General features: G+C 43.4%; 14 protein-coding genes. All 14 read right to left on the bottom strand.

Going from position 1 to position 15,153, the window contains the following annotated elements; genetic code table 11:
• Position 1: 1 nt before the first annotated feature.
• The gene (locus G633_RS0101715) at positions 2-835 is read right to left on the bottom strand and encodes an OmpA/MotB family protein (RefSeq protein ID WP_026518890.1); all 834 of its coding nucleotides are present in this window, start codon (positions 833-835) and stop codon (positions 2-4) included.
• Positions 835-1,638: a motility protein A gene (locus G633_RS0101710; protein ID WP_022767244.1), complete on the bottom strand. Its 804-nt coding sequence runs from the start codon at positions 1,636-1,638 to the stop codon at positions 835-837. Before G633_RS0101710 ends, G633_RS0101715 begins: the two co-directional genes overlap by 1 nt.
• 33 nt (positions 1,639-1,671) lie before the next feature.
• On the bottom strand, positions 1,672-1,842 hold the full coding sequence (locus G633_RS17050) for a flagellar FlbD family protein (protein WP_242838809.1): 171 nt from the start codon (positions 1,840-1,842) through the stop codon (positions 1,672-1,674).
• Between the two features lie 383 nt (positions 1,843-2,225).
• Positions 2,226-5,294 carry a flagellar hook-basal body complex protein gene (locus tag G633_RS19000; RefSeq protein WP_051199849.1) on the bottom strand — a complete coding sequence of 1,023 codons (3,069 nt, stop codon included), beginning with the start codon at positions 5,292-5,294 and terminating at the stop codon, positions 2,226-2,228.
• Positions 5,295-5,435: 141 nt separating this feature from the next.
• On the bottom strand, positions 5,436-5,861 hold the full coding sequence (locus G633_RS0101690) for a TIGR02530 family flagellar biosynthesis protein (RefSeq protein ID WP_022767248.1): 426 nt from the start codon (positions 5,859-5,861) through the stop codon (positions 5,436-5,438).
• A gap of 27 nt (positions 5,862-5,888) precedes the next feature.
• Positions 5,889-6,566, bottom strand: coding sequence for a flagellar hook capping FlgD N-terminal domain-containing protein (locus G633_RS20045; RefSeq protein WP_022767249.1), 678 nt, complete (start codon positions 6,564-6,566; stop codon positions 5,889-5,891).
• A gap of 26 nt (positions 6,567-6,592) precedes the next feature.
• Positions 6,593-8,077, bottom strand: a complete 1,485-nt coding sequence (locus G633_RS0101680) for a flagellar hook-length control protein FliK (RefSeq protein WP_026518889.1) — start codon at positions 8,075-8,077, stop codon at positions 6,593-6,595.
• Positions 8,078-8,232: 155 nt separating this feature from the next.
• The gene (locus G633_RS0101675) at positions 8,233-9,192 is read right to left on the bottom strand and encodes a methyl-accepting chemotaxis protein (RefSeq protein WP_022767251.1); all 960 of its coding nucleotides are present in this window, start codon (positions 9,190-9,192) and stop codon (positions 8,233-8,235) included.
• A 17-nt stretch (positions 9,193-9,209) separates the two neighbouring features.
• On the bottom strand, positions 9,210-10,268 hold the full coding sequence (locus tag G633_RS0101670) for an FIST signal transduction protein (RefSeq protein ID WP_022767252.1): 1,059 nt from the start codon (positions 10,266-10,268) through the stop codon (positions 9,210-9,212).
• 166 nt (positions 10,269-10,434) lie between these two features.
• Positions 10,435-11,388, bottom strand: a complete 954-nt coding sequence (locus G633_RS17030; protein WP_051199848.1) for a hypothetical protein — start codon at positions 11,386-11,388, stop codon at positions 10,435-10,437.
• Positions 11,389-11,847 (bottom strand): flagellar export protein FliJ, encoded by a 459-nt coding sequence (locus G633_RS0101660; RefSeq protein ID WP_026512313.1) that lies wholly within the window; start codon positions 11,845-11,847, stop codon positions 11,389-11,391. It lies immediately after the preceding gene.
• An 11-nt stretch (positions 11,848-11,858) separates the two neighbouring features.
• Positions 11,859-13,178: a flagellar protein export ATPase FliI gene (fliI, locus tag G633_RS0101655; RefSeq protein ID WP_330363316.1), complete on the bottom strand. Its 1,320-nt coding sequence runs from the start codon at positions 13,176-13,178 to the stop codon at positions 11,859-11,861.
• Positions 13,179-13,229: 51 nt separating this feature from the next.
• Positions 13,230-14,105 (bottom strand): FliH/SctL family protein, encoded by an 876-nt coding sequence (locus tag G633_RS0101650; protein ID WP_022767254.1) that lies wholly within the window; start codon positions 14,103-14,105, stop codon positions 13,230-13,232.
• Complete coding sequence (gene fliG, locus G633_RS0101645; protein ID WP_022767255.1) at positions 14,098-15,129, bottom strand: flagellar motor switch protein FliG; 1,032 nt, start codon at positions 15,127-15,129, stop codon at positions 14,098-14,100. The genes G633_RS0101650 and fliG overlap by 8 nt, the downstream gene beginning before the upstream one ends.
• Positions 15,130-15,153 lie beyond the last annotated feature (24 nt).

Below are 15,153 nucleotides of genomic sequence, written 5' to 3'. Positions count from 1 at the left end.
TTTAATATGAGCCGCTTAAAGGATTGTATATCTTTATCTCAACTCTTCTGTTTCGAGCTCTTCCTTCGTCGGTTGTATTATCAGCTATCGGGTCATACTGACCTCTTCCTGTGTGTACGATCTTGGACGGGTCAAGTGTGGTGTGCTCTGTAAGGTAATAGAAAACCGACAGCGCTCTTCCGGAACTTAATTCATCATTGTTGGCGTATTTACCACCGCCGGACATGGGAACATTATCCGTATGGCCTTCAATATCGATGGTTCCGCCCGCGTAGGACTCAAGTATCTGTCCCACCTTATCGATTACCGGAATCGCATCCTCTTTTATCTCAGTCTTACCTGAGTCAAACAAAATGGAACCCTGAATGGTCAGCTCTACATACTGACTGGTGTAGTTCAGCGATACCATATTGTCTATCTCGCCTTCTTCAAGTGCCTTTTCAATCTTCTCTGCAAGTTCGGCTGACGCTTCGAGCTGCTCTTCTTCCGCAGCTTCCATCAGTTCGTCCTGATCCATATCACCGACAGCCTTCTCATTTTCATCCGAGTCCTCACCCGACTGGGCAAGACCCATGGAAGTAACATAGGCTGAGAGCTGTGAGAGCTGTGATACACCATCTCCTATAAGAGCTCCCTCTCCTATGGCCATTTCACCACCCGAAAATACACTGAATGCCTGGCTGAAGGATGCTGCAACTTCCTCGAACTTCGCCGCGTCCATATTAGCCATGGAGAAAAGCAAAACGAAGAAGCAAAGCAGAAGGTTCATCAGGTCTCCGAAGGTACCCTGCCACGCCGGCAAGCCGGGTTTTATTTCTTCTTGTTTTTTTGCCATTATTCTCCGCCTCCATCGCCGGAACCGTTCTCGGCTTCATAAGCAGATCTGTCAGCAGGTGACAGGAAGGATTTAAGCTTCTCTTCTGTAACACGCGGGTTTTCACCGGCCTGAATAGAGAGAAGTCCTTCAATAACAATACTCTTAACCATATATTCGGCATTACTTCTCGCCTTAAGCTTGTTCTCTGCAGGATAGCAGAACCAGTTGGCAAGAACCGATCCGTAGAATGTTGTAATGAGGGCAACCGCCATGGATGGTCCGATAGATGAAGGATCAGACATGTTCTGAAGCATAAGAACCAGTCCAAGGAGGGTTCCGATCATACCCCAGGAAGGGCCCATACCTGCAACATCACCGAAGAAGGAATAGTTCTCTTTGTGACGCTCAGCCATGGCATCGATCTCAGCCTCTAAGATGCTCTTTACAAGTTCAGGCTCAGTACCGTCTACGATAAGCATTACGCCTTTTTTCATAAAGGCATCCTCAAGATTTCCGGCTGCTTCCTCAAGAGCAAGAAGGCCTTCTTTTCTCGCAGTGTTAGACAGGTCGATAATGCTCTTTATAACAGACTTGGTATCATCTTTGGGCATTTTGAAAATAAGCGTGTATGATTTAAGTCCGCTGATAAAGCTGGGCAGACTTCTCGAACCAAGAACCGCCATGAACGCACCACCGAAGGTGATCATAGCTGAAGGAGCATCCAGGAAGTACTGAACACCCGAGATTCCGGCCGAGAACACGATACTCAGGATCATGAACAGGAAACATAGTCCTACACCAAGCAACGAAGCAATATCCACAACATTTCCTCCTTTGAGAATTTATTGTACGTATTAAGAATTGATTAGCTTGTATATTTCGTCTATATCTTCTTTAACCAGAACTTTCCTTCCGGACTGCAAAACAAGGACTGTGTCGGGGTTTCCCTCAACAGTCTCTATCATGTTTGGATTTATTAAGATTTTTCTTGTGTCCAGTTTGGTAAGTTCTATAATCCTAGTCATAATTTCACGTTTTAGAATAATTTCACTCAAAAATGAAATTAATTTTCCATCTGCATTAATTTTACCACTCCACGAGCGCAAAATCAGCTGTTTTTGTTCACAATTTGGACATATTTGATACTAAATTTCAATGTTGGGACTGAATAATGAAATATTATTCTAAGACATCCTTATCCCCCACCAACTCATCCTTGACATACCACAACATATATTAAGGCATAGTACTACATATTGTGGTATCAAAATCATTGTACCACTTTTCCATGTATAATACAGTATTAATTAAATAAAATTTTTCTTTACTAAATAAAAACAATCCCCTTGGAATGGACGTTTCCAAGGGGATCAGGATTTGATGGATTTAATGGACCGGCCTGTTAGTATTATCTCTTAAGGTTTGTAAGCTCCTCAAGAAGTGTATCGGATACTGTGATGATACGGCTGTTTGCCTGGAATCCACGCTGTGTTGTGATCATCTCTGTGAACTCTCTTGAAAGGTCTACGTTTGACATTTCCAGAACACCGGTATTCATGTAGCCACCGTCAGTTGTGATATCCTGGATTGTTGCCTCACCCGAGTTAAGTGTTGATGAGTAGAGGTTATCACCTTCCTTGGCAAGACCTGATGCATTAGCAAACTCTGCTGATGCGATCTGTCCAAGAAGCTTTGTCTGACCGTTTGAATATGTTGCAAAGATCTGACCGTCTGTACTTACGTTTACACCGTTCATCTCACCAACCATACGACCTGTGTTAAGAGAAGACTTATCTCCCTTTACAGCCTTGATTGTTGATGATCCGCTGGTGTTGTAGTTTGTAACTGTTGAGAAGTCAATTGTAAGTCTTCCTCTCTCAGACTCTTCATCAGCTGTTGTAGGCTGGAATCCGAAAGGCTCAAGACCTTCAACGTTCTGGTCAAATACAAGGTTTACAAGACCGTTTGAATTGCCGTTAGCTGTTGTGAGCGATCCGTTTGCAGGGTTGAACTTCAGCTGGATTGACTGAGTTCCTGTTGTAAGTGTGATGCTGCCGTCATTGTTGAGGCTGTATGTAGCATCTGATCCAAATGCCTCTGCAACTTCATCTGTAATTCCATATACTGAGTTAAGAAGTCCTCTGTATGGTCCAGAAGATGACTGAAGAAGATCCTTAACCGATACACTGTCTGTGCTGCTGTTTGGAAGGTTATCCCATGCTACTGTATCGTTTGTTGTAACATACTTAAGTGTTCCGTCAGCGTCAAGGCTTGCTGCGTAATCTGAGTTGGCAGGTGGAGTAAATGTTGTTGTCTGATAAATACTTGCTGTACCGTTTCCTGCAATGTTTACAAGAAGGTTTGTAGCATACTCTGATCTGTCAAGCCCGAATACATCCTGGAAGAGCTCATCGCTGAAGTCATTAACAGTTGCCTCATCACCTTTAAGTACATATGCTGAGAAATCTGTTGTATTAGTGTAAACACCACCAAGCTCCTGAGCTGTGTATGAAGGGAATGTATTCTCATCAGCATAGAAGGTCTTTGAGAATGGGCTGCCGTCGTATAATTTGTTTGCTGTATCAGGAATATATGTAGGATTTGTCTTGTAGAAAAGAACTCCTGCTGTTCCTGAGAGTGACTCAATCTTGAAGTTTGTGTACTTGTTAGCATCAGCGTTCATGTAATCAGCAAGCTCTGATATCTTTGCTGACTGAAGTGCTGCATCGTATGCTGCCTTCTCAGTATCGTTCAGACTTCCATCGCTATTAGTATCGTAGTCAGTTGTAGAACCGTCAATTGTTATTGTAGTAGCTGTAGTCGCGATCTTAGTCTCAATCCTTCCTGTGCCTGTGCCAACCAGCATATCATGAAGAGCTACCTTCTGAGCATTATCGAGCATTGTGTATGTATATACTTCATCTTCATTGAAAGCTGTAACATCTGCGATCTGAGTAGATGTAGTAACCTGAGTAGTTCCTGTATCATCTGTCTTTGAGCCGTAAACCTTGAGGTTGCCATCTGTATATGTGTAGAAAAGAGTATCTGCATAGCTGTCTACTGCTGCTTCAAGTCCTTCGAAGTCCTCGTAGAACTTTGAAAGATATCCAACAGATGTTGCAGTCTCTGTTGCCTTTGTAACTGCAGGATCTCTGTAAATCTGGAATGAGTCATTGTTGGCTCCGTCTGCAGTGAATTTATACTGGAACTTAGATGTAAGGTAGCTGTCAAGCTCAGTAGGATTTACTCCAAAAACATTTGTAAGTGTTGTCTTGATAGCTGTTCCGATCTTGTCCATAGTACCTTCATTAGCATTAGGTACTACATAAGCCTTACCTGAATTGTCTTTATTTACGTAGTATGAGCTTGCATTTGTTGATGAATATGTGTATCCGTCAGGCTTACCTGATGCAAGTTCCTCATCGTATGTAATTGTAAGTACACCGTTCTCTGTGATTGTGTACTCGGATGTCTTTGAATATCCTTGTGTTCCACCTGCGATTGTTGCATCATCTATTCCGTAAACAGTCTTAAGAATTCCTGCGTATGATGCCTTGCTGCTCTCCATAAGGTCAGAAAGTGTACCTGTTGTAGGAACGCCTTCGTAAGCAGTTGCGCCTGCAAGAAGCTTAACTGTTGATGTTGTTGCGCCAACCTCAACTTCGTAAGCTTCATTTACGCCGTAGTCAAAGTTCTCTGTCTTGCCGAATGAAACACCCTTAAGAAGATCTGATCCGATGCTGTTTCCGTCAGAATCGATGATATCTGTGAGCTGAAGTGAGAAGATATTGTTGTTCTCAGCATCCTCAAGGTCTGTATCCTTAAGTGTGAACTTTCCTGTGTAGAGATATCCTCTGTTATCATAGAACTCAAGTGTGATGGTCTTTCCATCATCAGATGTTACGTTAGTATCTCTGTTATCGATATTTCCGGAGTAAAGACCTGCTGTTGTTGATGCAGGTGAATATGTGGTGTTGTCAGCGCTCATGATCTGAAGGCTTGAAAGTCCACCGTTTCTGTTGATTGTAATCGCTCCGGTCTCTTTATCTTCCTGAGCCACCCATCCCTGTACCAGGTATCCGTTTGACTGCATAGCAAGGTTTCCTGCGCCGTCAACGTAGAAAGAACCGTCTCTTGTGTAGAGGTTCTCTTTTCCGTTGTTAACAACGAAGAAGCTCTTACCTGTGATCATGATATCAAAAGGATTGTTTGTTGTCTGAGTTGCACCCTGAGACTCGATTGCGGTTGCAATAGCACCACTCTTGGCACCAAGACCGATCTGACGAGCATTAACACCACCCTTGGTTGCTGTTGCACCGGATGCTGTCTGGGTTGTCTGATACATAAGATCCGAGAATGTGATTGACTGTGACTTGAAAGAAGTTGTATTTACGTTAGCAATGTTGTTACCAAGAACGTCCATCTTGGTCTGATGTGTGCGAAGTCCTGCTACACCAGAATAAAGTGATCTCATCATAAGGCATTGTCCTCCATCAAATTAAAATAGCGATTTCGGACGAAGCTTTAGTTTTGCGGATAAACCCGGCAGTCTGTCCGGATTTAAAAGATTTCCTGGCAGGTCGGGTACGTCCACCCCTTATGACCTGCTTCGGTCCAATCATGCAATAACTGCTCCGTCGATGTTAGTGAATACGTTGTTCTTGTTTTCTGTCTGATCCATTGCTGTCACTACGGTGCTGCTGGGTACATTTACGATAAATGCCAGCTGATCAACCAGGATAAGTGAATCCTTGATGCCCTTCTCCATGGCTTCTTCTCTTCCATGCGAAAGTCTCTGCATCTGGTCCTGTGTAAGCTCGATGTTTCTCATGTTTAGTCTGTTCATGGCATGCTTCGAAAACTTAACAGCTCCTTCACTGTTAATATTATCGGCACCTTCTTTAATTTTATTTAGAACAGATGCAAAAGAATTTTCTCCTGTAGGCAAAGAATTATTTTCTTTGCCTACTTTAGGAGTTTTAGGATTCAAAAACTGATCCTGGACCTGTCCTATGGACATATACTGACGATCATCCATTATCATTTTTCTTTCCTCCAATAGTTTTTAGTATCAAGCCTTTTCGGTAAAGGTTCTGTGTGTATCTCCTCTGATGTCATCGATACGGTTTACATACTGAAGAAGTGCTGTAACGTAGTTCTTGTCCATCATGTTCTTAGCCCTCTCGTCCATGTTCTCAGTGTAGTACTGATACATAGTGTCGATCGTAAGACCGTGATCTTCTTCTGTAACCATTTCAAGGCTTGAAGGAAGCTTATCGATAGCCTTCTGGAAATCTTTAACAGCTTCCACAGCTGATGTGTAGTTGGGATCAAGAACCTGTGATACATCATCGATACTGTAGTTTGTTCCGTTGATGTTAAGGTATGCTTTATTTCCGCTGTAAGTAACAAAATCCACAGTACCTTCAACTTCGGTTGTCTTTCCGGTATCAGGATTGGTCTGGCTGACAACAACCGTCTTACCAACCATCTCGGATGCTCTTGAAAGCGACATAGCATTTGCCATGTTAGAGAGCTGCTCAACCTGTGTGAAGGTTGCGTACTGATTGATGTACTCGGTGTTTGAAGTAGGCTCTAAGGGATCCTGATACTTCATCTGAGCAACCAGGATCTGCATGAAAGCATCCTTGTCATAACCGGTAGGTGTTGTCTTGTTTGTGGTTTCGTTCTTTGCGTTAACCACTTCACCGTTCTTTATAATTGCATCTACTGAACTTATATCTGCCATAATGACCTCTTTTTCTTTGCCTTTAGTTATGCACTAAAGTCAACCATATTGCCATTTGCCGCCATCATCTGAAGCGCTATCTTTTCAGCATCGCTCTGAGCTTCAACTTCTTCGTCAGCTTCAAGTTCTGAGAGATTTATTCTTCTTAAGGATTTAACCTTTTTCTCAGCCTCTGCTTCACCGGAATGTCTATCATTTCCCTGCTCGAGGTTTTGTTCGAATCCATGGCTTGCAATTGTTACTTCGATTGATGTAATCTTTATGCCCTGCTCATCGAATTTCTGCTGAAGCTGAACCATCTGTGCTTCAACAGCCTCTTTTACAATCTGGTTCTGAGCTGTAAACTTAGCAACGATTCCGTCTTTACCACTGGTTAAAAGAATATTTACATTGCCAAGGCTTGCCGGATGGAGCGAAAGTTCCATGGAAGTCTCTTCATTTTTTGCTGAAATAGTTATCTTTTCAGTGATCTGTCTGATAATGTTCTCCATCTGCTCTCTGTCTGCGTAAGAAACCATATTTGAACCTTCTACGCCTGCAGCAGCATCTGCGATATTATTCATTACCTGATTGAAAAGATTTGATGACTCTGCGCCGTTTTGAAGAGAATTCTTATTTCCACCTTCTTTGGAACTGTTTGTGGTGATCTCTACCTTTTTCTCTTCAGCTATCGGCTGGTCTGTGAACGCCTCCGACTGTGGTGCATCAGTCTTTGTGTCCTTAACTGCGTTTGCGTTTGGATCAAAAGCAGGTACTGCCTGATCTACTTCGCTTTCGGTTACTTCAAGTCCCTCCTCAAGCATTTGCCTGAAGTTATCTTTTGCATTTGAAATGCCGGCCTGAAGTTCTTCCTCTGACAGATCGAACTCATTCATAAGTCCGTCCTTCATACTTTCTGCACCCTCCATGAGGTCCTGCAATGAAGTATATATGTCAGTGTCTGTTATTAGATCTATTGTCTCCTCCTGTCCGCTAAGCTGTGTGATCATCTGAGCTATGTTTGCGGGATTCAAAAGATCTACTGCCATGAGGCCAAGTACCTGCATCGCATTGACTACATCATCTTCTGTGATGCCAAGCTCATCTGCGAGCTGAGTCATAAGTTCTTTTCCTGCCTCATTTAAGGATTCCTGCAGCTTTGTGTCAGCTTCCGTGCCCTGTGTTTCGTTTGTCACTACTGTATCCTGGCTTTCTACCGTGCTCTTAACTTCCTGTGTCTGAGTGTTATCTGTCTGTACCTTGTCGGTTGAAACAGAAGAGGTATCAGCTGTTGTTGTCAGATCAGCACTTTTTGTCTGCTTTGAGTTATCAAGTGACTGATTAACCTGCTTGGAGACATCTGCGGTCTTGTTCTGGATCAGGCTTCCTGATACTTTGTTAAGTACCATGTCGAAACTAGCGCCTGCCGCTGTTTTTGTGTCTTTACCGGTGACATTTGAAACGTTTGTGGCTGCAGTGCCCTGTACAAAGTAAGCTGCCATAGCGCCTACTGCGTTATTTGCACTGCTCATCTAAACCCTCCTTCCATATTTTTTCTTTCGGGCATACATACTCTGCCCATAATCTTTCGTTAAATATATCGGAACATGTGTAAATAACTTTAGTATTATTGAAAAATTTCTTTTAATAAAAAAGGGCGCCTATTAAAGCGCCCTCCATGGTCTGTTTATTTATCTTTAACTATCGGTGGTATCTGTGAGACAAGATTTTCAATGTGCTCAAATACGCTGCTCTTTGTCGTTCCCAGTGCATTTACTCTGTCAAGCTGTTCAACCAGGGCATCATACTTGTTATTGATCTCAGTGAAGCTGTTTCCGATTCTTCCAAGCTCATCGGAGGCTGTATCTGCAGTATCTGCAATCTCCTTCTGAACAGCATTTGCTCCATTCGCACTTTCAATAATGTCCTTGAAGGTATCCTTAGTCTCGTCAACTTCCTTAAGACTTCTGTCCATGGCATTTATTGAATTCTCCATGCTGACTGAAAGCTTTTCACTCTCCTGTCCGGCAGCATCAATTGAGGCATTAACCTGGCTGATCATAACCTTGATCTCATCCGCAAGTTCCCTTACCTCTGTTGCAACAACCGCAAAGCCTTTTCCGGCAGCTCCTGCTCTTGCAGCTTCAATCGAAGCATTAAGAGCAAGAAGATTTGTCTGTGTTGCGATACCAATGATCTTCTTCATATAATCAGAAATCTGATCAACCGCGCTCTTAAAGTTCTCGAATCCCTGAGCCATCTCATCAAAGCTTTCTCTTACTTCATTTGAACTGCTCTTTAATTCTTCAACCTTGTTCTGAGCGGTCTCAACACTGTTTAAGATATTGACCTTAACATCTTCAAATTTGGATGCGCTGTTATTAACAGCATCGAACATCTCATTGAAGGCATCCATCTGTTCGCGCAGCTGGGCGTTACTCTCAATGACAGACTCTACTGCCTCACCCATATCATGGATCTCCGTCAGGGAATTAAGCTCGTTTTGAACAAGCTCCTTCTGGAAGCTCTCAATGGAGTTTGCAATGTAGATCAGGGATTTTAATCTGTCACTGTCATCTCTTGCTGTCTCTTTGGCCTGGCTTGCTGCCACATCTTCGTTCTTTTTCTTGAAAATATCTGTAAGCATACTATCGTCTCTCCTTATTATTCAAATACAACACATGTCATTGTCTGATTAACAAATTGCGAATTGTAATGCTCACCAAATCCAATGAGCCCACAGGAAGTACCAAGAGTAGCAATCTTACCAAGATATTGGTTAAGCTCTCCTCTTTCCTTCAAAACCAGATATCTGAAGATACAGTTGACTGAGTATATTCCCGAAATCCTGTTAAAGTCATTTTTGATCTTGCTTATAGTTGTCTCGGCAACCTCCATCGGATCTCTCATCTCAAGAAGTGTTAAGATATCCGAGTCATTTATCTGTCTGTAACAGATAAGTCCGGATCCTGCTACATCCTTGATGGATACGATGCATACATCATTACCTATCATCTTTCCAAGAGGATTTTTGAAGGTCTGATTAATAATTTCCTTATCCGTTGAAGTATGCGTAAGCTCCATATAAACCTGTTTAGCGGAGCGTCCGTTAAGTTCACCGAGATAGTATTTTGCTCTATCCGTCTTAGAAGCAATAAGCTGAGTCTTATCCTTTGGTACGTAGATGTTCTCTTTATAAGTCTTAACCTTACCGCCTTCATTTCTGACAACAGCGTAAGTCATTCCATCAGTATAGATCTTTCCGTTACAGGAAACCTTACCTGCATCGCCGGTTGCTCCCATAACGTGAAGTCCGTATCTGTCGATAAGTCCTCTTATTGTAGTAAGAACCGCCGCATCATTTCCTGTACAGAAATCAATGATTGCAGTGTTATCACTTCCGGGTCTGACCTTCTTTATATCAGCCTCAAGTCTTGCAATATCTCTTGCCGGCATAGTGGAGACTTTTTCCAATATACCTGTAGAAACAGTGACTCCTTCCGAAAATGCCATGACAGAAACACCGTTTTCAAGGATAGTCGAATCATATCCCATACCGACACAGCCAATACTTGGAACACCTGGGAAAAGAGCTTCCACATCAGCTACAGCTTTCTCAAACCCATCAGCGCTGCTGGTGAAAACAATAAGCTGTGGCGAACGAAGTCCGTTCACAGCTTCCTTAACATTACCTGATGCATTCTTACCGTAAAACATTTTCATTAGGCTTATCTCCTTTTTATAAAATTTGACCCTAATTACAGTATAACGACTAAAAACCAATATTTTGTAAACGTAATTCTGAAATTTTTCTAAACCATATTCCGTGTATAATTATGCAAAAAAGAGTCCGCTGTTTTCCTACAGCAGACTCTAAAACGTCTTATAATTATCCAGTAACTTTTGTTGATTTTTGCTCAAGTGCATTGGGTTCAAGAAGCTGTGTGAGCTTGGCTGCATTTGCCTCTTCCATGGCAGCAAGTATATCGCCTCTGTTCTCAACAGACATCTGAGCCAGTATCTTTGCGACAAGCTGGATCTGATTCTCCGTTACCATCTCGTCAAAGATCTTCGCAGCGCTCTTTGCCTTCATGCCGGAATAGGTTGTGGCAAAAGCCTTTATTGCCGCGTCATCAACGCCGCCCTGAACAACCTTCTTGTATATCTCGGCAGCAGACTCAGGATCTATCTCCTCATAATACTGCTTATAGGTTTCGGCATCCGGAGCATTCTCTCCATAAACTACTTCATTGTAGAACTTCTCTCGCTCTTCATAGAACTCTTTTTGCTGAAGTTCAAATGGTTCAAGTCTTGTTACTTCAGCCTTGAGTTTCTCGTTCTCGGCTGAGAGCGCACTGTTTTGCTCCATCTCGGACTGAAGCGCCTGCTCAAGTCTCTTTATATAAGCCTGGGCATCCTCAATAGTTGTAATCGACCCGGTCTGGGCAGCATCACCTGTAACTTCAACGGCTGTCTGTGTATCTGCAGTGCTAGAAGTACTCTTCTCATAGGAGCCTTCCGGAAGAATCCAGTTTACATACGGAACATCCTTGAGTATTGGGGCAAGCACATCTGATCCAAAGCCTCCGACATCAAGCTTGACCAAAAGAACCATGATTGCAAGCCAGATAAGGATAATCAGAAAAGTAATGACCAAAGTAGCCAGTCCTCCGGCATTGTCGCCGTTTATTTCGGCAGCTCTGTCGGCAAATTCTCTCTCCTGTTCCCTCTGGGCTTTTGCCTGTTCCTTCAGCTTCTTCTTATATTCTTTTTTATCAGCTTTTAGCTTGGCCTTGGCCGCTTTAGGGTCTTCCGGCGCGCGCAATAAATTATTATCAGCCATTTATTCCTCTTCCTTTTGTCGTTGTCCGTAAGTAAAGCTGGTTCGCTGATCGTTTTCTTTTGCTTCTTCCTGCTTCTGCTCCTCAAGATACTCTGCAAATGCCCGATCTCTTAAGGTTTCCTGCATCTTTCTCTCCTGGATGTTTCTTGTGAGTTTGACTCTCACCTTTTCAACCCTGTCCTCGTACTGCTTGATGACTCCTGCCTGGTGTTTTATCATTACATCCATTTGAGCAGTTGCATACTGGTTGTCCAAAATTTCCTGAAGCTTTAAGCTGTCTGCATTCCTTAGCTCTTCAGCTTCTTTTATGTAATTCTCTTTTCTCGTAACATATTCCTCAAGTATATCAATCTGCTTATTTAGTTCAGCCTGAGCCATGGCAAATTCCATCTTGGTCTGGTTTTCAGTCTGCTGCTTGATATTGAGGACGCTCTGCATTTTGTAGACAAATCTTGCCATAGCGTAGCCTTTTAATCTCTGAATATACTAAGTAACTGCTCTCTGATATCTTCAAAAGAGAATTTCTCATCCGTTTCCTGAGTGAGGAATGCATTTACCTGTTCTATCTTAGATACTGCGTAGTCAATGTTCTTGTTGGCTCCGCTTCTGTATGCACCGATATTGATAAGGTCTTCAGCATCGTTGTAGGTGGCAAGAACAGTTTTAAGCTTACCTGCAGCCTTTTTGTGCTCCGGATCAGCTATGGCTGACATACATCTTGAGATGCTCGCCAAAACATCGATTGCCGGGTAATGATTCTTTTGCGCCAGCTTTCTGTTTAGCACGATATGTCCATCCAGAATACCACGGGCTGTGTCGGTAATAGGCTCATTCATGTCATCACCGTCTACAAGAACGGTATAAAGACCTGTTATAGAACCCTTTCTTGACCTTCCTGCCCTTTCAAGGAGCTTGGGCATCTCAGCATATACTGACGGCGGGTATCCTCTTGAAACAGGAGGCTCTCCGCTGGCAAGACCGATTTCTCTCTGAGCCATGGAAAAACGGGTAAGTGAATCCATCATAAGAAGCACGTCTTTACCTTTGTCTCTGAAATACTCTGCAATTGACGTTGCAGTCTTAGCGGCCTTTAATCTCTCAAGAGCCGGCTTGTCAGAGGTTGCGCAGACAACAATGGACCTCTTCATACCTTCTTCGCCCATGTCTCTTTCTATGAACTCGCGAACCTCTCTTCCACGCTCTCCGATAAGAGCTATGACGTTGATATCCGCCTGAGTATTTCTTGCAAACATGCCAAGAAGTGTGGATTTACCAACACCGGAACCTGCGAATATACCGATACGCTGTCCCTTACCTACGGTAAGAAGTCCGTCAACAGCCTTAACGCCCAGTGGAAGGACTTCTGATATCGGGTCTCTGGTCATTGGATCCGGTGGCTGGTTTTCAACAGAATAGGCAACTCCGCCCTCAAGCTGTACGCCCTGGCCATAGTTGGTTCCATCGATCCTGCCAAGACCGTCAAGAGTTTGTCCAAGAAGTCCCTCACCAACGTTAACTCTAAGAGGCGAATCCGTATTTTCTACAATACTGCCATTTCCGATTCCGCTGGTATTCTCATAGGGCATCAGCTGGACATGTCCGTCCTTAAAGCCGACAACCTCAGCCATTGATGGCTTGACCACATGATCTGTCATTGCATCATCATTCTTTTTCTTGGGATAGATAAGACATATATCTCCAAGCTTGGCATCAGGTCCCGCCGATTCTATGGTAAGTCCAATGACATTGACCACTTTCCCTCTTGTTCGGTAAAATGGTGCATTTTGCATTTTTTTGTATTTTGACAAATCAACCGAACTTACAAGCATAATCTTCCGCCTTTATCTTCGCTTTCTGTCAAAAGAAAGGAGCTTGAGCTTTCTTGTTATCTCTGATAGCTCAACACCGAGACTGCAGTCGAATACTCCGCTGTCTGATTCGATCATGCACTCATTCTCCTTAAGTAGCGGATCCTCAATTATCTCCATAGATGTATTGGGAGATGTTATGCAGGCATCCAGCTCCTCTTTCTGTTCCATGATATCGTCATAATCATCAGACGAAATATGGACGATCAGGTCGTTTCCGGGCTCAATCCTCGAAAGTGTAGTTTTTAAAAGATGAAGGATGATTCCCTTATCTTCTCTAAGTTCAATGTTAAATACATGCTCATAAATCTGGGTAAGAATATCAACCATTTCAGGCTCGAGCTCATCAACTATCTGCTGATATTGCTTCTCCAAATCTTCTTTTTGCTGCTCATAGTCAGCCTGAAGAGCCTGTGCTGCTGCTACGCCTTCCTGATAGCCTGCGTCATATCCTTCCTGATGCCCCTGCTGCTGGGCCGTCTGCATGATCTCCTGAGCCTGGGCATGGGCATTATTAACTATCATATCTGCCTGTTCCTGGGCCTGTTGGAGTTTAAGGTCAATCTCAGCCTGCATCGCTTCCATATCAAATTGAGGATCAGGAACTGATTCTAACATGCTCTGATCCTCTGTAAGTTGCGATAGCTGTTCCATATCTATGCCGGGGATAAAATCATCTCCCTCAGCAGTATCATAGGAGGGCTCTTCCTGAAGCATCTGAGCCCTTTGCCTCTTCATTTCCTGTTCCTGAAAAGCTTCTATTTTACGATTTGCAAGCTCGTTACTGTCGATGATCCTCGCTTCAGATTGATCATAGCTGACGTAGCCTGCTTTAAAAAGATTAGACAACTAACTCATCACCTCCACCTCTGGAGATTACGATCTCGCCTGAATCCTCAAGCTTCCTGATAACGTTAACGATCTTCTGCTGAGCTTCCTCAACATCCTTCATACGCACAGGTCCCATGAAATCCATATCTTCCTTGATCATAGCAGCAAGACGCTTTGAGAGGTTGTTGAAGATTGCGTTCTGAACCTGCTCTGTAGCACTCTTGCAGGCAAGAGCGAGGTCAGAGTTCTCAACCTCACGCAGCACTCTCTGAATAGATCTGTCGTCCAGAAGAAGCACGTCTTCGAATACGAACATCTTCTTTCTGATCTCGTCTGCCAGCTCCGGCTCTTCGATTTCCAGAGTCTCCATAATATGCTTCTCTGTTGTACGATCGACAGTGTTGAGGATCTCTACTACAGCATCTACACCACCGATGATCGTGTAATCCTGGTTTACAAGTGATGACAGCTTTGATTCCAATACCTTCTCTACCTCTTTGATCGTATCCGGACTTGTTCTGTCCATAGCAGCTATACGTTTTGCAACATCAGCCTGTCTGTCAGGTGCCAGTGCCGAAAGGATCATAGCGCTCTGTGCAGGCGACATATATGACAGGATAAGAGCAATTGTCTGAGGATGCTCATCCTGAATGAATGTAAGTATCTGCGAAGGCTCGGTCTTTCTGATAAATTCGAAAGGCTTAACCTGAAGAGATGCAGTGAGCTTACTGATAACGTCAAGAGCCTTGTCTTCACCAAGAGCTTTCTCAAGAAGCTCTTTTGCATAGGAGATACCACCTTCGGCGATATACTGCTGTGCAAGACATACTCCGTAGAATTCCTCTAAAACTGCCTCTTTTATCTGAGAGGTGACACTTCTCGTGTTGGCAATCTCAAGAGTAAGCTCCTCAATTTCTTCTTCCTTGAGATGCTTAAATATGGCGGATGATTTTTCCGGTCCGAGTGCAATCAGTAAAATCGCCGCTTTTTGTGTCCCCGTAAAGTCCGCGGTTAAGGGATTGCCGCCTTCCATGTCCATCATAGTTTCATTACTCCCCTGTAAAAA

Source organism: Butyrivibrio sp. FCS006 (assembly GCF_000424525.1).
GTDB lineage: Bacteria > Bacillota > Clostridia > Lachnospirales > Lachnospiraceae > Butyrivibrio.
The sequence above is the reverse complement of the archived record's forward strand: the minus strand, read 5'-3'. Positions and strand labels throughout refer to the sequence as shown.